The following is an 18532-nucleotide window of genomic DNA, read 5'->3' on the forward strand; positions in this document are numbered from 1 at the left end:
CGCGCCCGGCCCACTCGAACGGGTTGCGCACGCGCACGTGCTTGACGCTCGGGAGGACGACCGCGCGCCGCACCCTCGCTCCACGCGCGCGTGGACGCCGGCGCAGGCCGTCCATGTCACGCGCGTGGGCAGGGCCTACGCCGGTTCCGGGGAGGCGGGAGCGTGATGCTGCGCGCGGCCCACGTCGTAGACGCCGGGCACGTTCCGCATGGCGCGCAGGAGGGTGGGCAGGTGGCCGGCGTCCGGGAGTTGCACGGTGTACGTGTGGCGCACCCGCTGCTGGCTCGGGGGCTCGACGGTCGCGGAGACGATCTCGGCGCCCTCCAGTGCCATGGCCTCGGTGAGGTCGGCGAGCAGATGGGGGCGGCCGAACGATTCGGCGACCAGGGTGACCCGGCAGCCGCTGGCGTCGCCCCAGCGCACGTCGACCTCTTCGCGCCCCGCGTTCGCCATGCGCGCCACGGCGGAACACTCGGCGCGGTGCACGGTCACCACTCCCCCGCGCACCGCGAAGCCGGTGACCTCGTCGAAGGGCACGGGCGTGCAGCACCCGGCGAGCCGGACGCTCGCGTCGGGCCGGTCGACGACCGTGATCGCGGCGCCGGGCCGCGAGACGGGGACGCCTGGCGTGGCCGTGTCGGCCGCGGGCCGGGCCGTCGCCTCGGCGGCCTTGGTGACCCCGGAGTCCTCCGCCGGCTCGGCGCCCTCGTGCTCGGCCGGGGCGGGGTGCGTCGCCAGCCACCGTTGGATGGCGATGCGGGCGGCGGGTGTGTGGGCGTGCTCCAGCCACTCCCTGGAGGGTTCCGAGGCGGGGTCCTGGCCCATGAGGAGCTGGACGGTGTCGCCGTCCCGCAGAACGGTGCTGAGGGTCGCCAGACGGCCGTTCACCCGGGCGCCGATGCAGGCGTGGGCGTCCTCGCCGTACTGCGCGTACGCGGCGTCGACGCAGGTGGCGCCGTCGGGCAGGCCGAGCGTGCCGCCGTCGGGGCGGAAGACGGTGATCTCGCGGTCCTGGGCGAGGTCCTCGCGCAGGGTGGACCAGAAGGTGTCGGGATCGGGCGCCGCCTCCTGCCAGTCCAGGAGGCGGGAGAGCCAGCCGGGCCGGGTCGGGTCGACGCGTTCCTCGTCGGCCGGGACCCGCCCCCGGGCCTGCTCCTCCGCGGGAGCCGTGTAGGGATTGCCGAGGGCGATGACGCCGGCCTCGGCGACCTTGTGCATCTGGTGGGTGCGGATGAGGACTTCGGCGACCTGGCCGTCCTCGCGGGCGACGGCGGTGTGCAGCGACTGGTACAGGTTGAACTTGGGAACCGCGATGAAGTCCTTGAACTCCGAGACGACCGGCGTCATACAGGTGTGCAGTTCGCCCAGGACGGCGTAACAGTCGGCGTCCTCGTTCACCAGCACCAGCAGCCGGCCGAAGTCGGCGCCCCGCATCCGGCCGCGCTTGCGGGACGCGCGGTGCACGGAGACGAAGTGCCGTGGCCGGATGAGGACTTCGGCCTGGATGTCGGCGTCGCGCAGGACCGCGCGCATCGCCTCGGCGAACTCCGCGAGGGGGTCGTCCGCGCGGGAGGCGTTGTCGACGATCATTTCGCGGGTGTGCTGGTACTCCTCGGGATGGAGGATCGCGAAGACGAGGTCTTCCAGCTCGGTCTTGAGGGCCTGGACACCGAGGCGTTCGGCGAGCGGGATGAGGACGTCGCGGGTGACCTTGGCGATGCGTTCCTGTTTCTCGGGCCGCATCACGCCCAGGGTGCGCATGTTGTGCAGTCGGTCGGCGAGTTTGATCGACATCACTCGGACGTCGTTGCCGGTGGCCACGAGCATCTTGCGGAACGTCTCGGGCTCGGCGGCCGCGCCGTAGTCGACCTTCTCCAACTTCGTGACACCGTCGACGAGATAGCGCACCTCGGCGCCGAACTCCTCGCCGACCTGATCGAGCGTCACATCGGTGTCCTCGACGGTGTCGTGGAGCAGCGATGCCGTCAGGGCCGTGGTTTCCGCGCCGAGTTCGGCGAGGATCAGGGTCACGGCGAGCGGGTGGGTGATGTAGGGCTCGCCGCTCTTGCGCATCTGGCCGCGGTGCGAGGACTCGGCGAGCACATAGGCGCGGTGCAGCGGTTCCAGGTCGGCGTCGGGGTGGTGGGCGCGGTGGGCCTCGACCACGTGACCGATCGCGTCGGGCAGCCGGCCACGGGAGGCCGGGCCGAGCAGCGCCGCCCGGCCGAGGCGACGCAGGTCGATCCGGGGGCGACTGCGCCTGCGGGGCGCTGAAGGCACTACCGGGCCTGGGGTCGCGGGATTCGTGGCCTCCGCACTCATGGGCACCTCCGGCTGCGTGGACCGGCGGACGGGGTGTCCCAGGGCGGACACGGCTCAGGGGACTGGCGAACGGTCCCCCGTCCGGGCCGGTGCTTGATGCTACCGAGCCCACCACGCGTGACCGACCGCCTCTCGCCGAGCGTGAAACGGATCACCCATTCGAGCGACGGATCGGGGGTTTACGGTTTTGCGCCACCCGGCCTGATCTCGATCGTGAATTCGAGCCCACGACCGGGCCCCCGAGGGCGACCCTTCGGGCCGTCAGGCCGCTCCCGCCTCCGATGCCAAGCCTCCGTGGCCTCAGCGGGCGACCGTTTCCAGCCACTCCGGATCGATCTCGCCTGTGGCCACGATCACTGCGGGCCCGGTCATCTCGATCTCGCCGTCGGGTCGCTCGGTGATCACCAGGCGTCCGCCGGGGACATCCACGACGTACGTCGCCGGCACACCGGTGGCCACCGGGTCGGCGCCGTCCCGGCGCGCGGCCGCCACGGCGACGGCGCACGCGCCCGTGCCGCACGAGCGGGTCTCGCCGGCCCCGCGCTCGTGCACGCGCAGGGCGACGTGCTGCGGACCGCGGTCCACGACGAACTCGACGTTGACCCCGTCCGGGTACGCCGAGGCGGGGCTGAACGGCGGCGGGGCCGACAGGTCGCCCGCGTGCGCGAGGTCCGCCACGAAGGCGACGGCGTGCGGGTTGCCCATGTTCACGTTCCGCGCGGGCCAGCTGCGCTCGCCGACGCTCACCGTGACGTCCCCTTCGGGGAGGCGGGCCCTGCCCATGCCGACGGTGACGTCACCCTCCTTGTCGAGGTGCGCGCGCTTCACGCCCCCGCGCGTGGCGACCGCGATGTCACCCTCGGTGACGAGCCCGGCGTACTGGAGGTAGCGCGCGAACACCCGGACGCCGTTGCCGCACATCTCCGCGACGGAGCCGTCGCCGTTGCGGTAGTCCATGAACCACTCCGCCTCGGCCGCCATGTCCTTCGCCTCGGGGTGCGCGACGGACCGTACGACGTGCAGCAGCCCGTCACCGCCGATGCCCGCGCGGCGGTCGCACAGGGCGGCGACGGCGGCCGGGGGGAGGTCGATGGCGTTCTCGGGGTCCGGGACGATCACGAAGTCGTTCTCGGTGCCGTGACCCTTGAGGAAGGCGATCCGCGTGCTCATTCCACGATCGTACGGGGTGGCCAGGACACCCCGTCCCGGGGCGGCAGCGCCGGTGGGCACGCGCGCGTGGATCTCAGCGCAGCCGGGCGACCCGCCCGACGGCCAGGGCCACCACCGCGGCGACCATCACGACGTACGCGAGGACCACCCGCCAGTCGGGACGGCGCCCGGAGCCGCGCTGGGGCAGACCGGGCCACGTGTAACCCACGCGGCGCGCGGCCATCATGCCCCAGCCGGCCGCGCAGGAGCAGATCAGCAGTCCGAGCATGGCGATCATGGCGCCGCTGTCACCGAAGTCGAAGGCCAGCGGGAAGGCGAACATCAGGGAGCCGCCGGCGGCCAGCGCCACGATGGGCGCGAGCTGCCAGATACGGAGCCGGCGCTGCGGGCGCAGCTCGACCTCGACCTCGGGTCCGCCCGCGTACATCTCCTCGGGCTCGGGACCGTCGTCGCTCACGCCGTCCCGGGTGTCGTCCTCGTCCGGCCCGTCGGGGCTCAGACTGCCTTCCTCGGGCTCCGGTTCACCACGCTCGGTGGTGAGGTGCTCGGTGCCTTTTGCGGTGTCGCGAGGGCCGGCCTCCATCGCCACGCGCCCTCCCAACTCGGACTCCACTTGGTCGATCGAAGCTCGATGATGGCACGGCGTTGGATGCCCGGATGACGGCCTGGGCGTCCCGATGCCATGACGTGATCAGGCTGTGACCGGTCGTTCCACCAACGCCAGCGCGAGCTCCGGAAGTTCTGTGAGGTCAGCCGCGGCCCCACTCAACCAGTGCACCCGCGGATCGCGCCTGAACCACGAATCCTGACGGCGCGCGAAGCGCTTGGTGGCACGGATCGTCTCGGCGCGCGCCGCCTCCTGTGTGCACTCGCCGGTCAGGGCGGTGAGGACCTGCTGGTAGCCGAGCGCGCGCGAGGCCGTGCGCCCCTCCCGCAGGCCCTGCGCCTCCAGCGCGCGGACCTCGTCCACCAGCCCCGCGTCCCACATCCGGTCGACGCGGCGGGCGATGCGCTCGTCGAGTTCGGGGCGTGCCACGTCGACGCCGATCTGGACGGTGTCGTAGACCGAGTCGTGACCGGGCAGGTTGGCCGTGAAGGGCTTGCCGGTGATCTCGATCACCTCGAGGGCCCGCACGATACGGCGGCCGTTGCCGGGCAGGATGGCGTGCGCGGCCTCGGGGTCGGCGGCGGCCAGCCTGGCGTGCAGCGCGCCTGAACCGCGCAGCGTGAGCTCCTCCTCCAGCCGGGCCCGGACCTCGGGGTCGGTGCCGGGGAACTCCAGGTTGTCGACGGCGCCACGGACGTACAGCCCGGAGCCGCCGACGAGGATCGGCCAACGGCCCTCGGCGAGCAGGGCGTCGATCCTTTCCCGGGCCAGCCGCTGATACTCGGCGACGGAGGCGGTCTCCGTCACGTCCCAGACGTCCAGGAGGTGGTGCGGGACACCGCCGCGCTCCTCGGGCGTCAGCTTGGCGGTACCGATGTCCATCCCTCGGTAGAGCTGCATGGAGTCGGCGTTGACGACCTCGCCGCCGAGCCGTTGGGCCAGAAAGACGCCCAGATCGGACTTTCCGGCCGCGGTCGGTCCGACGACGGCGATGACGCGGGGGGCGGGGGGTGCGCTGCTCACGGCACCAGTCTCGCAAACCCCGACCACCGCCCTCGAACGAGTTACGTGACGACGTCGCTCCGAGGTCGTTCCCGTTGCGAGATTCCCGTCGCCCTTCGCGGAGGCGGTGACCCGGTGGCGCAAACGGACGCACCGGCCAACGCGGGATTTCGCCCGCACGAGTACCGTATGGAGTGGATATGGGCGTATTGGCGCGAATTCTTCGGAGGTCGAAGGCGGCGGAGGAAGCGACGGCGGAGACGGCGAGCGCGGCCGACGCATCGACCGGAACTCCGGCGGAGGGCATCGGGGCGGAGCAGGCGGGCGAGCCGACGACGGCGCAGGAGTCCGCCGAGGCCGAGCAGGCCGGGAACGCGGCCGAGCCGGAGACGGAAAAGACGACAGAACCGGTTGCCGTGGCCGGCACCGACGGGGTCGAGATTCCCCGGCAGCAGTCCGCCGAAGAGGCGGCCGACAGCGAAGCGGGCGACGGCGCCCGCACGTAGCGGAACCCGCGAGGAAGGTGCTCCATGGGTCTTTTGGACAATTTGAAGGCCAGGCTCTCCCCGGCCAAGGGCAAGGTCTCGGGCCTCGCCCAACAGCACGGGGACAAGGTCCAGCACGGTCTCGACAAGGCCGCGAAGGTCGTCGACGAGAAGACCAAGGGCAAGTACAGCGACCGGATCGAGACGGGCACCGGCAAGGCCAAGGGCGCCATGGACCGGCTCGCGCACAAGGACGGATCTGCCGGGGGCGGCGACACCTTCACCCCGCCGAGCACTCCCCCGCCGGCCTCCTGAGCAACACCTCACGCCGGCCCATCGATCGGCGGACGGCCGCGCGGCGGAAACGCTCGCGGCCGTCCGCCGTTCCGCTGGTCGGCGCCGCTCGGCCGGGAGCCGTACGACGCCGCCGTCCGACCGCCTACGACCAGGTCGCGACCACGTATCCCACCCCGTAGGGCGCGTCCTCGTAGAGCAGCGCGCCCGCCAGCCCGGCGTCCTCGGCCGCGCCCGCCAGCACCTGCCAGGGCGCCCGGCCCGAGGCCTTGAGCTCGTACGCCAGCTCGGCGTCCAGCGCCTTGAGGGCCGCGAGGTCCGCCGTGCCGAGCGCCCGTGCGACCTCGGCGTCGAACGGTGCCGCACGCTCGTCGAGGTAGCCCGGCGCCTTCACTGTCCGGCACGCGCTGGCGTCGCCCATGACCAGCAGCGCGACCCGGTCCGCCGCCGCGCCGATGCCCCGCCCGACCTCGACGCACCGGTCGGCCGCGAGCGGTTCCCCGACGCCGAGTCCCTCGACGGGAGCGGCCGACCACTCCGTCCGGTCGAGCAGCCAGGCGGCGACGGCGAGGGACGGCGGCAGTTCGCGTGCGGACGGCGGGTCCCCGCCGCCCCGGCCCAGCCGTACGTCGAGATCCACCCCGAAGCCGGCGAACGAACCCCGGCTGCCCTCCGGGTGCGGGCCACGCCCCAACTGCTCGGCCGGCCCGACGACCACGAGCCGGTCGGGCCGGGCGGCGGCCAGCACGGCCAGCGCGTCCGAGCAAGCGGCTCGCGCGGTGTCCAGCTCGGCAGCGGCGCCCGCGGCGACCTCGGGTACCAGCAGGGGCGGACAGGGACAGACTGCGGCGGCGACAAGCATGATCGGCAGGGTAACCCCGTACCGGACCCGAGGGGCCACCGACCGGGCGTGGCGTCGGCTGTCAGTCGCAGCCGCAGCCGCTGCCCGTGGCCACCGGCAGCGGCGCGGGCGCGCCGATCTTGGGCAGGCCGAGCAGGACGCCGGCCGGCTTCGCCGCCTTCTCGGCGGTGCGCTTCTCCCAGGCGTCCCCCGCGCGCGTGCGGCGCAGCTCCAGGACGGGGCCCTCGGCCAGCAGGTGGTGCGGGGCGGCGTACGTCACCTCGACGGTCACGACGTCGCCTGGGCGCACCTCCTGCTCCGGCTTGGTGAAGTGGACCAGGCGGTTGTCGGCGGCGCGGCCGGACAGGCGGTGGGTGGCGCCGTCCTTGCGGCCCTCGCCCTCGGCCACCATCAGCTCCAGGGTGCGGCCGACCTGCTTCTTGTTCTCCTCCCAGGAGATCTCCTCCTGAAGGGCGACGAGACGCTCGTAGCGCGCCTGCACGACCTCCTTGGGGATCTGGTTCTCCATGGTCGCGGCAGGGGTGCCGGGGCGCTTGGAGTACTGGAAGGTGAACGCCTGCGCGAAACGGGCCTCGCGGACCGCGTGCAGGGTCTGCTCGAAGTCCTCCTCGGTCTCGCCGGGGAAGCCCACGATGATGTCGGTGGTGATCGCCGCGTGCGGGATGGCGGCCCGCACCTTCTCGATGATCCCCAGGTAGCGCTCCTGCCGGTACGACCGGCGCATCGCCTTCAGGACCGTGTCCGAGCCGGACTGGAGGGGCATGTGCAGCTGCGGCATCACGTTGGGCGTCTCGGCCATGGCCGCGATGACGTCGTCGGTGAAGTCGCGCGGGTGCGGGGAGGTGAAGCGGACGCGCTCCAGGCCCTCGATCGCGCCGCACGCGCGGAGCAGCTTGCTGAAGGCCTCGCGGTCGCCGATGTCGGAGCCGTAGGCGTTGACGTTCTGGCCGAGCAGGGTGATCTCGGAGACGCCCTCGCCGACCAGCGCCTCGATCTCGGCGAGGATGTCGCCGGTGCGGCGGTCCTTCTCCTTGCCCCGCAGGGCCGGGACGATGCAGAAGGTGCAGGTGTTGTTGCACCCGACGGAGATCGACACCCACGCCGCGTAGGCGCTCTCGCGCCGCGTCGGCAGGGTGGAGGGGAAGGCCTCGAGCGACTCGGCGATCTCGACCTGGGCCTCCTCCTGCACGCGCGCGCGTTCCAGCAGGACGGGGAGCTTGCCGATGTTGTGCGTGCCGAAGACGACGTCCACCCAGGGCGCCTTCTTCACGATGGTGTCGCGGTCCTTCTGGGCGAGACAGCCGCCGACCGCGATCTGCATCCCGGGCCGGCTCGCCTTCCTCGGCGCGAGCCGGCCGAGGTTGCCGTAGAGACGGTTGTCGGCGTTCTCGCGCACCGCGCAGGTGTTGAAGACGACGACGTCCGCGTCACCGTCGGACCCCTCGGGGGCGCGCACATACCCGGCTTCTTCGAGCAGCCCGGACAATCGCTCGGAGTCATGGACGTTCATCTGGCACCCGTAGGTGCGGATCTCATAGCTCTTGGGTGTGTGAACGTCCACTGCGAGGCTCCGGTCGCTGCTGCTGGTCATGGCTCAAGGGTAGGCGCTCCCCGAGGAACGCCCGCCCGCCCGGCCTCCTCTGCGCCCTCCGCCGCCAGGCTCTCAGGGCGTCAGGGCGTCAGGGGTCGATGAGGCCCGCGCGGATCGCGTAGCGGGTGAGCTCCAGGCGGTCGCGCATGCCGAGTTTGTGCAGGAGGTTGGCGCGGTGCCGTTCCACCGTCTTGGCGCTGATGAACAGCAGCGCGCCGATCTCCCTGGAGGTGTGCCCCTCCGCGACGAGCTTGAGGATCTCCTCCTCGCGCTCGGTGATGGGCCGCTCGGGCAGTCCGTCGACACCGTCGCCGCGGTGCAGCCGGTCCAGGTACGAGCGGACCAGGGCCCGCTCCGCGCCCGGATAGATGAACGGCTCGTCCCGCACCACCGCCCGGCACGCCTCGACCAGGTCCCGGTCGGCGACCGACTTCAGGACGTACCCGCCGGCTCCGGCCTTGAGCGCCTCGAAGAAGTACTGCTCGTTGTCGTACATGGTCAGGATGAGGATGCGCAGGGCCGGGAGGCGGCGGGAGAGTTCCCGGGCCGCCTGAAGACCGGTCATCCGCGGCATGGCCACGTCGAGGACGGCCAGGTCGATGTCCCCGGCCCGGGCGCGCTCGACCGCCTCGGCGCCGTCCCCGGCCTCGGCGACCACCGTCAGATCGGGCTCGCCGTCCAGGATGAGCCGTACCCCCCGGCGTACCAGGGTGTGGTCGTCGGCGAGCAGGACGCGGGTCGGAGAGGACGCCGACCCGGGTGCGGTCGGTGCTGTGCCGTCCGCCATCAGCGGCCTCCCGCAGGGGCCGCGGCGTCCGCCCGGCCGGCCCTCGCGGCCGCCCGCAGCCGTATGTCCGTCCCGCCGCCGTCGGCCCTCGACGACACCGTGAGGGTCGCGCCGATCAACAGGGCCCGCTCCCGCATCCCCCGGATCCCGGCGCCCTCCCCGGCCGCCGCGCCCAGACCCCGCCCGTTGTCCTGTACGAGGAGCTCGACGCCGTCGGTGACCGGGCGCAGGCGCAGCTCGGCACGGTCGGCGCCGGAGTGCCGGGCGGTGTTGGTGAGGGCCTCCTGGGCCACGCGGTAGAGCACGAGTTCCGTCTCCTCGGTCAGCGGGTGCAGCCCGGTGCGAAGGTCGTGGCGCACCGTCAGTCCATGGGTGGTGAACTCTCCCGCGAGCGAGCGCAGGGCGCTGAGCAGTCCGAGTTCGTCGAGGACGCCCGGGCGCAGCCGACGGGCGATACGGCGGATCTCGTCCAGGCCGGCCCGGGTGGCCTCCTGTGCCTGGCCCAACTCCTCGCGCAGGTCCCGAGGGGCCCGGTCGGCGACGCGCTTGAGCTGGAGCAACACGGCGGTGAGGGTCTGGCCGACCTCGTCGTGGAGTTCACGGGCGATGCGGTGGCGCTCACGTTCCTGGGCGGACAGCACCCCGGCCGCGCTGGCGGCGCGCTCGGCCTCCAGCCGGTCCAGCATGGCGTTGTAGGTCGTGATCAGCTCGGCCGTCTCGACCGGTCCCGAGACCACGGCACGGGCCCCGGGGTGCAGCAGGTCGGCGTCGGCCATGGCCCGTCCCAGCCGCCCCAGCGGGGCCAGCCCTACGCGCAGCACGACCGCGTTGACGGTCAGCAGCGCGGCCAGACCCGCGACCACGACCAGCACCTCGCCCGGCAGAATGGGCGTGGAGACGGTGACCGGGCCCAGCAGCAGCGCGGCCGCGACGATCAGACCGACGGCGTCGAGCACGAAGATCCGCCAGAACAGTGACATGTGCGCGGCTCCTCCCTGCCCTGCTCGACCGACTCGACCGACTCGCCTGTCTCGTCCGACTCCCGTGTCGCGTGCGTCTCGCTTGTCGTGTCGGGCCGGCTCGTCTCGTCCGTCTCGCTTTTCGTTTCCGCCCGGCTGATCTCGTCCGTCTCGTCCGACTCGCTCGGCTCGTGCCGCTCCTCTGCTTCTCCAGGGCACTGCCGTGACCAGCCTCTCCGCCCACCGTCGGCCCTGTCCATCCGTCACGACACCCATGTCGTCACCGTACGGGGGAATGGCAGCATGGCGGTTTTGGGCACCCGTCCCAGACGTCACAGGAAACGACCAGCTACGACCAGCAAGGGGAAGAAACGTGTCTGCTCCACGCCTCCGGACGACACCGCTGCCAGGCATCGGAGTCCAGTACGACCTCGTGACGCGGGAGCAGCGCCACCTGTCCGTGGTGGCCCACCGCGACGGTACGCGGACGGTCGGTCTCTATCAGGCGGACGACCCCGACTCCTGCGCCCATTCCCTGCGGCTGACCGGTGCCGAGGCGGGTTCGCTGATCGACGCGCTGATGCCGTCCCACCACAGCGCGAGCCTGCTGTACACGACGGACCTGGGGCTGGTCGCCGAGCGCATCGAGGTCGCGGCCACCTCACGCTGGAACGGGCGGCTGCTGGGCGACACCCGGATGCGCACGGAGACCGGCACCTCCATCGTCGCGGTGCTGCGGCGGGCCGAGGCGATCCCGTCCCCGACGCCGGACTTCCGTCTGGCGGGCGGCGACACCCTCATCGTCATCGGCACCCGCGAAGGTGTGGACGCGGCCGCGGCCATACTCGGTAGGGAGTGATCGAGTGCACTCCGCAGTCCTGCTGATCGAGTTCGGTTCCATCATCCTCGGCCTCGGCCTGCTCGGCCGGTTCGCCGCCCGTTTCCGGTTCTCGCCGATCCCGCTGTACCTGCTGTCCGGTCTGGCCTTCGGCGAGGGCGGGCTGCTGCCGCTCGGCGCGAGCGAGGAGTTCGTCGCCACCGGTGCCGAGATCGGCGTCATCCTGTTGCTGCTGATGCTCGGCCTGGAGTACACGGCCAGCGATCTGGTCTCCAACCTCAAGGCCCACTATCCGGCCGGTCTCGTCGACTGCGCCCTCAACGCCCTGCCGGGCGCGGCCGCCGCGTTGCTGCTGGGCTGGGGGCCGGTGGCGGCCGTGGTGCTGGCGGGCGTCACCTGGATCTCCTCGTCCGGGGTGATCGCCAAGGTGCTGGGCGACCTGGGCCGGGTCGGCAACCGGGAGACCCCGGTGATCCTCAGCGTGCTGGTCCTTGAGGACCTGGCCATGGCGGTCTACCTGCCCATCGTCACCGCCCTGGTGGCCGGGGTCGGGCTGGCGGCCGGCAGCGTCACCCTGGCGATCGCGCTGGGCGTCGCGGGGCTCGTGCTGTTCGCGGCGGTGCGCTACGGCCGGGTCATCTCCCGGTTCGTGTCGAGCGACGACCCGGAGAAGCTGCTGCTCGTCGTGCTGGGGCTCACCATCCTGGTCGCCGGTGTGGCACAGCAGCTCCAGGTGTCGGCTGCCGTGGGGGCGTTCCTGGTGGGCATCGCCCTGTCCGGCGAGGTCGCCGAGGGCGCGCACACGCTGCTGAGCCCGCTGCGCGACCTGTTCGCCGCCGTCTTCTTCGTCTTCTTCGGGCTGCACACCGACCCGGCGAGCATCCCTCCCGTCCTGCTGCCCGCCCTCGCGCTGGCCGTCGTCACCGCCGCGACCAAGATCGCCACCGGCTACTGGGCCGCCCGGCGGTCCGGGATCTCGGTCAAGGGGCGCTGGCGTGCGGGCGGCGCGCTGGTCGCGCGCGGGGAGTTCTCGATCGTCATCGCGGGGCTGGCGGTCACCGCGGGGATAGAGCCTTCTCTCGGACCGCTGGCCACGGCGTACGTCCTGATCCTGGTCGTGCTGGGCCCGCTGACGGCCCGCTACACAGAGCCACTGGCGGCTTGGTGGGCGCGACGCCGGACGCCTCCCGACCACGGCACCACCGAGCGACTTCCCGAGGCGAGGACGCAGACGGCGGTGCGCGACTGAGGTGTGCGACCGAGGTGAACGAGAGCGATGGAGGTGAGCGATGGAGGTGTGCCACAGGCGCGGTGGGAGCCCGGACCGCACTCCGGACGCCCACGGCACTCACGGCGGGCGCCCCGTGGCGCGCCGATCCGGTCCTCCGGATCGGCCCGTGCCCGTCGTGGTCAACCTGCACCTGACCTGCTGCATCCAGGTGAGCGGCGACGGCAGGAACACCGTCGACGTGGAGCAGAGCCTCCAGGACGACCTCGAGGCAGGCGGCACCTTCGGCCTCGTCCGGTGCTGGACCCCCGTCAGCTCCTCGGACATGACGAGCACAGCGGTGCACACCTCCGTCACCACCGCCGGCAGCAGGCGGGCGGCCCTCGGCGCCCAGGCCACGGTCGGCCTGTACGGCAGCGCCGGCGTCGTCGCCGATCTGGCGCCCTGTGTCCGCGGCGAGGGCACCGGCACGGTCACCGGCACTCGGTGTTCGATGCCGACGTTTCCTGGGCCGTGTACGGCGGTGTCGACCTGAGCGGCACCCTGCGGCTCCAGCCGACGATCTTCGGCACGCCGGTGTTCCAGCGGGACATCCCACTGGGCGCGCTGCACCGGGAGGGGAAGCCGGCGGGCGGCGGGTCACCCTCCTGACCGGTCCACCGGCTTCAGGCCGCGCCGCCGGGGGTCCACCCCTGCCGGCGCAGCACCGCGGACACGTCCGGTATCTCGTAGTGCTCCCCCTTGAGGACCTTGCCGTCGGCACGACGGGCGACCTGGCCGTCGGGGCCCAGCTTGCTCATGTTGGACCGGTGGATCTCGGCGAGCACCGCGTCGAGATCGATCCCGTGCACCAGGGCCGTGCCGTAGGCGACGTAGACGACGTCGGCCAGCTCGTGCGCGAGCCGGTCCAGCGGGCCGCTCACCGACACCTCGGCGACCTCCGCCGCCTCCTCGGCGAGGAGCTCGCCACGGTGCGCGGCGAGGCGGGGCGACACCTCCGTCGGCGTGCTGCGGGCGTCGAGCCCGAAGGCACGGTGGAACTCACGGACCAGTTCGGCGGGCGAGGAACTCATGCACCGACTGTAACGACGGCCACCGACACTCCGGTCCGGAACCGGCCCTGTGAGCCCCGCCCTGGTCAGCACCGCGTTCCGGCTGGCAGGATCGCGGCCATGTCCCCGTTGTTCTCCCGTATCGGCAGGCGCCGTGCCCTCCAGGGCACAGCAGCCGGTGTCGTCGTCCTCGGGCTGCTGCTGTGGTGGCTGCTGCCGCTGGGCGAGGACCCGCCGAGCGGGTCGATCACCTTCAGCACGGGCACGACGAGCGGCGTCTACTACGAGTACGGCAGCCGCCTGCGCGCGGAGCTCGCCCGTGACATGCCCGACCTGGACGTGAAGCTGTCGACCAGCAACGGATCGCAGGAGAACGTCGCGCGCGTGGCGACCGGCGAGGCCGACTTCACGATCGCCGCGGCCGACGCGGTGGAGACGTACGAACGGCAGCACCCCGGCTCGGCCGCCCGGCTGCGCGGGGTGGCCCGCCTGTACGACGACTACGTCCAGCTCGTGGTGCCGCGTGACTCCGACGTCCGGTCCGTCGCCGACCTACGGGGCAGGACCGTGGCGACCGGGCTGCCCCGCTCGGGCGTGCGGCTGATCGCCGAGCGGGTGCTCAAGGCTGCGGGCCTGGACCCGGCGAAGGACATCACGGCCGCGTCGCAGGGCATCGACACCGGCCCCGAGGAGCTGAAGAAGGGCAAGATCGACGCCTTCTTCTGGTCCGGCGGAGTGCCGACGGCCGGGCTGGAGAAGCTGGCCGACACCTTCACCTTCCGGTTCGTGCCGATCGGCCCCGACCTGGTCGCCAAGATGCACGACCAGGACGACTCCACCGGCTTCTACCGGGCCACGAACATGCCGGAGTCGGCGTACCCCACCATCCAGAACGGCTCGACCGTGGCGACGATCGCGGTGTCCAACCTGCTGATGACCCGGACGGACATGGCGCCCCGCCTCACCGAGTGGCTGACCCGGACCGTGATCAAGAGCCGGGACGGCATCGGTGCGCATGTGCACTCCGCGCAGCTTGTCGACCTGCGTACGGCCATCTACACCGACCCGCTGAAGCTGCACGAGGGCGCCCGCCGCTACTACCGCTCCGTCAAGCCGTAGGACTCCCGGCTACGACGTCGGCGACCGCGGCACCGACACGGTCGCCGTCAGTCCACTGGGCTCGTGATGGCCGTACGAGAGGGAGCCACCGCCCGCCGCGAGCAGGGCCCGGGAGATGGACAGGCCCAGACCCGAGCCCTTGATGTTCTGGTGACGGCCGCTGCGCCAGAAACGGTCGCCCACGCGGGTGAGTTCCTCGTCGGTCAGCCCGGGCCCGTTGTCGGTGACGACGACGGTCGAGGTCTCGCCGTCGGCCGTGACCGTGACCGTGACGCTCTCTCCCTCCGGCGTGAACTTCACCGCGTTGTCGATCACGGCGTCCAGCGCGCTGGACAGCGTCACCGGGTCGGCCCATGCCGTGGTGGGCGGGCAGTCGCCGACCAGCCGGACGCCCTTGGCCGCGGCGGTGGGCGCCCAGGCGGCCACGCGCTCGGCGGCCAACGCGCCGATGTCGGTGACCCGCAGATCGGCATCCGCGTGCTCGGCCAGGGCCAGGTCGAGCAGGTCGTCCAGGACCTGGGCCAGGCGCTTGCCCTCGTTCTGGACGGAGGCGATCTCCTCGTTGCCCTCCGGGAGTTCGTACCCGAGCAGTTCGATGCGCAGCAGCAGTGCGGCGAGCGGGTTGCGCAGCTGGTGCGAGGCGTCGGCGACGAAGGCGCGCTGCTGCTCCAGCACGTCCTCGACGTTGTCCGCCATCTCGTTGAACGCCCCGGCCAGGCGCCGGAGTTCCGGGGGCCCGCCGGCCACCGCGACCCGGGACTTCAGGCGGCCGCTCGCGATCTCGTGGGTGGTGGCGTCCAGGACCCGCACCGGCCGCAGCACCCAGCCGGTCAGCCGCAGGGCGGCACCGATGGCCAGCAGCATCGCGGCGATCTCGCCCGCGCCGACCACCAGCCAGCCGTGCAGGATCCGCGACCGCATCGGCCCGGTGGGCGAGTCGGTGACGACGACGGCGACGACATCACCGTCCCGGATGACCGGCGACGCCACGACGAGCCGGTTGCGCTGCCATGGCCATACCTGCCGGGGGTCGTGGCTGCGACGGCTGAGCAGAGCCTCCTCGAAGGCTTCCCGCACCTCCCCCGTTTCGGGGAGGTACCAGTCCCTCGGGGCATGAGCCATGGGAGTGTCGGTGCCGTAGAAGACACCGGCACGAATGCCGTAGACGTCGTAGTAGCTGTCGAGCTCCCGGCTGAGCGTCGCGCGTCGCTCGTCCGTGGCCGACGCGGAGTCGTTGACGCCGGACGAGGCGGTGACGAACTGGGCGAGCGCAGCGAACCGCGCGGTGTCGTCGATGCGGTCGACGACCACGTTCTGTTGCTGGGCGCCCGCCACGCTGACGGCCAGCGGCACCCCGAGGGCCAGCAGTACGGCCGCCATCAGCACGATGAGCAGCGGCAGGAGACGAGTACGCAACCGCGGTCCCCGCTACGCGCCCGGGGCGACGAGCCGGTAGCCGACGCCGCGCACGGTCTCGATCAGCGCGGGCATGCGCAGCTTGGCGCGCAGCGAGGCGACGTGCACCTCCAGGGTGCGCCCGGTCCCCTCCCAGCTGGTGCGCCACACCTCACTGATGATCTGTTCCCGGCGGAAGACCACACCGGGACGCTGGGCGAGCAGCGCCAGCAGGTCGAACTCCTTGCGGGTCAGCTGGACGACCGCGCCGTCCACGGTCACGCGCCGGGTGGGCAGTTCGATGTGCACGGGGCCCAGGAGCAGCGCGTCCTCCCCGCCGGCCTCCGCGTCCTCGTGCACGGTGCGGCGGCTGACGGCGTGGATACGGGCGAGCAGTTCCCCGGTGTCGTACGGCTTCACCACGTAGTCGTCGGCGCCCAGGTTGAGGCCGTGGATGCGCGAGCGCACGTCGGAGCGGGCGGTCACCATGATCACCGGTGTGGCGGTGCGCTTGCGGATCTTGCCGCAGACCTCGTACCCGTCCTGGTCGGGAAGGCCCAGGTCGAGCAGCACGACCCCGAAGCCGGGGCCCTCCGGGACGAGCGCCTGGAGGGCCTCCTCGCCGCTACGCGCGTGGGTGACGTCGAAACCGTGCCGCTTCAGGACCGCGGACAGCGCGGCGGCGACGTGGTTGTCGTCCTCGACGAGCAGCAGTCTCATGCCGGCCTCCTCCGGTTCATCGGGCATACGGTCTGACTCACTAAAACAGGCGTTCGGTTCTCCGGTCGGGAGAACACGGGCACACGCGTGTGTGCATCATGGCAGTCACGCTGATGGACGAGGACGCCGTCAAGAGGGTTCCGGTTGCACCGGGCCACCGTTATCCGCCCGATACGCCCGCAGGTCACAAGTGCTACGACACGTGTCCGATTGCTATCGGATCGTGATGCTCAGATTCCCCTCAGATGTAATGACGCTGGTCGCGGCAGGTCACTACTGTCCTCCGAAACCGAGGAGGACGGAGCACCAGAGCGATGACCGAAGTATCGGTGACCAAGGAAGACGCGGTCGCGAGCGGTGAACTGGTCGTCCTGAGGAGCGTCAACAAGCACTTCGGCGCGTTGCACGTTCTCCAGGACATCGACCTCACGATCGACCGCGGCGAGGTCGTCGTGGTCATCGGACCCTCCGGGTCCGGCAAGTCGACCCTGTGCCGCACCATCAACCGCCTGGAGACGATCGACGAGGGCGCGATCACCATCGACGGGAAGCCGCTGCCCCAGGAGGGCAAGGCGCTGGCCCGGTTGCGCGCCGACGTCGGCATGGTGTTCCAGTCGTTCAACCTGTTCGCGCACAAGACCGTGCTCGAGAACGTGATGCTCGGCCAGATCAAGGTCCGCAAGACCGACAAGAAGAAGGCCGAGGAGAAGGCGCGCGCCCTCCTCGACCGGGTCGGTGTGGCCACCCAGGCCGACAAGTACCCCGCACAGCTCTCCGGCGGTCAGCAGCAGCGCGTCGCCATCGCGCGGGCGCTGGCGATGGACCCGAAGGTCATGCTCTTCGACGAGCCGACGTCGGCTCTGGACCCCGAGATGATCAACGAGGTCCTCGAAGTCATGCAGCAGCTGGCCCGGGACGGCATGACGATGATCGTCGTCACCCACGAGATGGGTTTCGCACGATCGGCTGCAAACCGCGTGGTGTTCATGGCGGACGGACGCATCGTCGAAGAGGCTGCGCCCGACCAGTTCTTCAGCAATCCGCGCAGCGACCGTGCCAAGGACTTCCTGTCGAAGATCCTGCACCACTGACCTGCATCTGACGGAACCCGCACCGCACGCAGTACTTCACCACTCTTCTAAGGAAGTTCCTCATGAAGCTTCGCAAGGTCACCGCCGCCTCCGCCGCAGTCCTCGTCCTCGCCCTGACCGCCACCGCCTGCGGCGGCGACGACAACAAGGACGACAGCGGCAGCAGCAGCTCCAGCGGCGGCAGCGGCAAGATCAAGGTCGGCATCAAGTACGACCAGCCCGGCCTCGGTCTGAAGAAGCCCGACGGGTCCTTCGCAGGCTTCGACGTGGACGTCGCAACCTACGTCGCCAAGCAGCTCGGCTACGAGCCGGACCAGATCGAGTTCGTCGAGACCAAGAGCGCCGACCGCGAGAACGCCCTCGCGCGCGGTGACGTGAAGTTCATCGCGGCCACCTACTCGATCAACGACGAGCGCAAGCAGAAGGTCGACTTCGCCGGTCCGTACCTGCTGGCCCACCAGGACCTGCTGGTCAAGTCGGACTCGAAGATCGCCAAGGGTGACGACCTCAACGGCAAGAACCTGTGTTCCGTGACCGGTTCGACCTCGGCGCAGAACGTGCAGAAGTCGATCGCGCCCAAGGCGAACCTCAAGGAGGTGAGCTCCTACTCGGAGTGCATCGCCGGTCTCCAGAACGGCTCCGTGGACGCGGTCACCACCGACGACTCGATCCTCGCCGGCTTCGCCTCGCAGGACCAGTACAAGGGCAAGTTCAAGCTCGCGGGCCTGAAGCTCAGCAACGAGAACTACGGCGTCGGCGTCAAGAAGGGCGACTCCGCGACCGTGGACAAGATCAACAAGGCGCTGGAGCAGATGGTCAGCGACGGCGCCTGGCAGAAGGCCGTCGACGCCAACTTCGGCCCGGCCGGCTACAAGAACGAGCCTGCCCCGAAGATCGGCGTCATCGTCCCGAACGCCTCGTAACCACAGCTCAGCAAGCGGGGTATTCGCGGTGCGCCGCCGTCCGTCGCGATCACGGCGGCGGCGCGCCCCGCCCTCCACATAGGCCAC

20 protein-coding genes are annotated in these 18532 nt (G+C 71.4%); 9 read left to right on the top strand and 11 right to left on the bottom strand.

All coding sequences use genetic code 11. The features are described from left to right. Positions 1 to 135: 135 nt before the first annotated feature. The 4 genes from OHU34_RS11535 to miaA all read right to left on the bottom strand — a co-directional run bounded on the left by OHU34_RS11535 (position 136) and on the right by miaA (position 5122). Positions 136 to 2322, bottom strand: coding sequence for a bifunctional (p)ppGpp synthetase/guanosine-3',5'-bis(diphosphate) 3'-pyrophosphohydrolase (locus tag OHU34_RS11535; protein ID WP_230194450.1), 2187 nt, complete (start codon positions 2320 to 2322; stop codon positions 136 to 138). A 300-nt stretch (positions 2323 to 2622) separates the two neighbouring features. Then, a complete protein-coding gene (dapF, locus tag OHU34_RS11540) occupies positions 2623 to 3492 on the bottom strand; it encodes a diaminopimelate epimerase (RefSeq protein WP_142266503.1) in 870 nt (289 codons plus the stop codon). A gap of 73 nt (positions 3493 to 3565) precedes the next feature. Beyond that, a complete protein-coding gene (locus tag OHU34_RS11545) occupies positions 3566 to 4075 on the bottom strand; it encodes a hypothetical protein (protein ID WP_142268098.1) in 510 nt (169 codons plus the stop codon). A gap of 108 nt (positions 4076 to 4183) precedes the next feature. Next, entirely contained in the window at positions 4184 to 5122 is a 939-nt protein-coding gene (gene miaA, locus OHU34_RS11550; RefSeq protein WP_142266502.1) for a tRNA (adenosine(37)-N6)-dimethylallyltransferase MiaA, read from the bottom strand. Positions 5123 to 5301: 179 nt separating this feature from the next. Here miaA and OHU34_RS11555 point away from each other — a divergent pair, with 179 nt between their 5' ends. Together OHU34_RS11555 and OHU34_RS11560 are read left to right on the top strand one after the other, a co-directional pair. Continuing rightward, on the top strand, positions 5302 to 5607 hold the full coding sequence (locus tag OHU34_RS11555) for a hypothetical protein (protein WP_230194451.1): 306 nt from the start codon (positions 5302 to 5304) through the stop codon (positions 5605 to 5607). A gap of 24 nt (positions 5608 to 5631) precedes the next feature. Then, positions 5632 to 5901, top strand: coding sequence for an antitoxin (locus OHU34_RS11560; RefSeq protein WP_142266500.1), 270 nt, complete (start codon positions 5632 to 5634; stop codon positions 5899 to 5901). Between the two features lie 124 nt (positions 5902 to 6025). Here OHU34_RS11560 and OHU34_RS11565 read toward each other — a convergent pair whose 3' ends face one another. The 4 genes from OHU34_RS11565 to OHU34_RS11580 all read right to left on the bottom strand — a co-directional run bounded on the left by OHU34_RS11565 (position 6026) and on the right by OHU34_RS11580 (position 10100). After that, positions 6026 to 6742, bottom strand: a complete 717-nt coding sequence (locus OHU34_RS11565; RefSeq protein WP_142266499.1) for a class III extradiol dioxygenase subunit B-like domain-containing protein — start codon at positions 6740 to 6742, stop codon at positions 6026 to 6028. A gap of 61 nt (positions 6743 to 6803) precedes the next feature. Continuing rightward, positions 6804 to 8333 carry a tRNA (N6-isopentenyl adenosine(37)-C2)-methylthiotransferase MiaB gene (gene miaB, locus OHU34_RS11570; protein ID WP_230194452.1) on the bottom strand — a complete coding sequence of 510 codons (1530 nt, stop codon included), beginning with the start codon at positions 8331 to 8333 and terminating at the stop codon, positions 6804 to 6806. Between the two features lie 88 nt (positions 8334 to 8421). Continuing rightward, positions 8422 to 9120: a response regulator transcription factor gene (locus tag OHU34_RS11575; RefSeq protein ID WP_230194453.1), complete on the bottom strand. Its 699-nt coding sequence runs from the start codon at positions 9118 to 9120 to the stop codon at positions 8422 to 8424. Beyond that, positions 9120 to 10100 carry a sensor histidine kinase gene (locus OHU34_RS11580; protein WP_405766188.1) on the bottom strand — a complete coding sequence of 327 codons (981 nt, stop codon included), beginning with the start codon at positions 10098 to 10100 and terminating at the stop codon, positions 9120 to 9122. The genes OHU34_RS11575 and OHU34_RS11580 overlap by 1 nt, the downstream gene beginning before the upstream one ends. 352 nt (positions 10101 to 10452) lie before the next feature. Here OHU34_RS11580 and OHU34_RS11585 point away from each other — a divergent pair, with 352 nt between their 5' ends. From OHU34_RS11585 to OHU34_RS11600, 4 genes are all read left to right on the top strand, one after another. After that, on the top strand, positions 10453 to 10938 hold the full coding sequence (locus OHU34_RS11585; RefSeq protein WP_054243692.1) for a cation:proton antiporter regulatory subunit: 486 nt from the start codon (positions 10453 to 10455) through the stop codon (positions 10936 to 10938). 4 nt (positions 10939 to 10942) lie between these two features. Next, on the top strand, positions 10943 to 12166 hold the full coding sequence (locus tag OHU34_RS11590; protein WP_142266496.1) for a cation:proton antiporter: 1224 nt from the start codon (positions 10943 to 10945) through the stop codon (positions 12164 to 12166). 148 nt (positions 12167 to 12314) lie between these two features. Beyond that, positions 12315 to 12680 carry a hypothetical protein gene (locus OHU34_RS11595; RefSeq protein WP_405766191.1) on the top strand — a complete coding sequence of 122 codons (366 nt, stop codon included), beginning with the start codon at positions 12315 to 12317 and terminating at the stop codon, positions 12678 to 12680. After that, positions 12659 to 12796: a hypothetical protein gene (locus OHU34_RS11600; RefSeq protein ID WP_405766193.1), complete on the top strand. Its 138-nt coding sequence runs from the start codon at positions 12659 to 12661 to the stop codon at positions 12794 to 12796. Before OHU34_RS11595 ends, OHU34_RS11600 begins: the two co-directional genes overlap by 22 nt. Positions 12797 to 12810: 14 nt before the next feature. Here OHU34_RS11600 and OHU34_RS11605 read toward each other — a convergent pair whose 3' ends face one another. Then, the gene (locus OHU34_RS11605) at positions 12811 to 13218 is read right to left on the bottom strand and encodes a MazG nucleotide pyrophosphohydrolase domain-containing protein (protein ID WP_054243695.1); all 408 of its coding nucleotides are present in this window, start codon (positions 13216 to 13218) and stop codon (positions 12811 to 12813) included. 99 nt (positions 13219 to 13317) lie between these two features. On the opposite strand from OHU34_RS11605, the gene OHU34_RS11610 reads away from it, so the two are divergent. Then, complete coding sequence (locus OHU34_RS11610) at positions 13318 to 14316, top strand: TAXI family TRAP transporter solute-binding subunit (protein WP_142266495.1); 999 nt, start codon at positions 13318 to 13320, stop codon at positions 14314 to 14316. 9 nt (positions 14317 to 14325) lie between these two features. On the opposite strand, the gene OHU34_RS11615 is transcribed toward OHU34_RS11610, so the two are convergent. Next, on the bottom strand, positions 14326 to 15732 hold the full coding sequence (locus OHU34_RS11615; RefSeq protein ID WP_142266494.1) for a HAMP domain-containing sensor histidine kinase: 1407 nt from the start codon (positions 15730 to 15732) through the stop codon (positions 14326 to 14328). A 12-nt stretch (positions 15733 to 15744) separates the two neighbouring features. After that, positions 15745 to 16431, bottom strand: coding sequence for a response regulator transcription factor (locus OHU34_RS11620; protein ID WP_142266493.1), 687 nt, complete (start codon positions 16429 to 16431; stop codon positions 15745 to 15747). A 314-nt stretch (positions 16432 to 16745) separates the two neighbouring features. Here OHU34_RS11620 and OHU34_RS11625 point away from each other — a divergent pair, with 314 nt between their 5' ends. Together OHU34_RS11625 and OHU34_RS11630 are read left to right on the top strand one after the other, a co-directional pair. Next, positions 16746 to 17522, top strand: coding sequence for an amino acid ABC transporter ATP-binding protein (locus OHU34_RS11625; RefSeq protein WP_054243698.1), 777 nt, complete (start codon positions 16746 to 16748; stop codon positions 17520 to 17522). A gap of 62 nt (positions 17523 to 17584) precedes the next feature. After that, positions 17585 to 18445: a glutamate ABC transporter substrate-binding protein gene (locus tag OHU34_RS11630; RefSeq protein WP_142266492.1), complete on the top strand. Its 861-nt coding sequence runs from the start codon at positions 17585 to 17587 to the stop codon at positions 18443 to 18445. Positions 18446 to 18532: the final 87 nt, after the last annotated feature.

The organism is Streptomyces sp. NBC_00080 (assembly GCF_045041255.1).
GTDB classification, from domain to species: domain Bacteria; phylum Actinomycetota; class Actinomycetes; order Streptomycetales; family Streptomycetaceae; genus Streptomyces; species Streptomyces coriariae.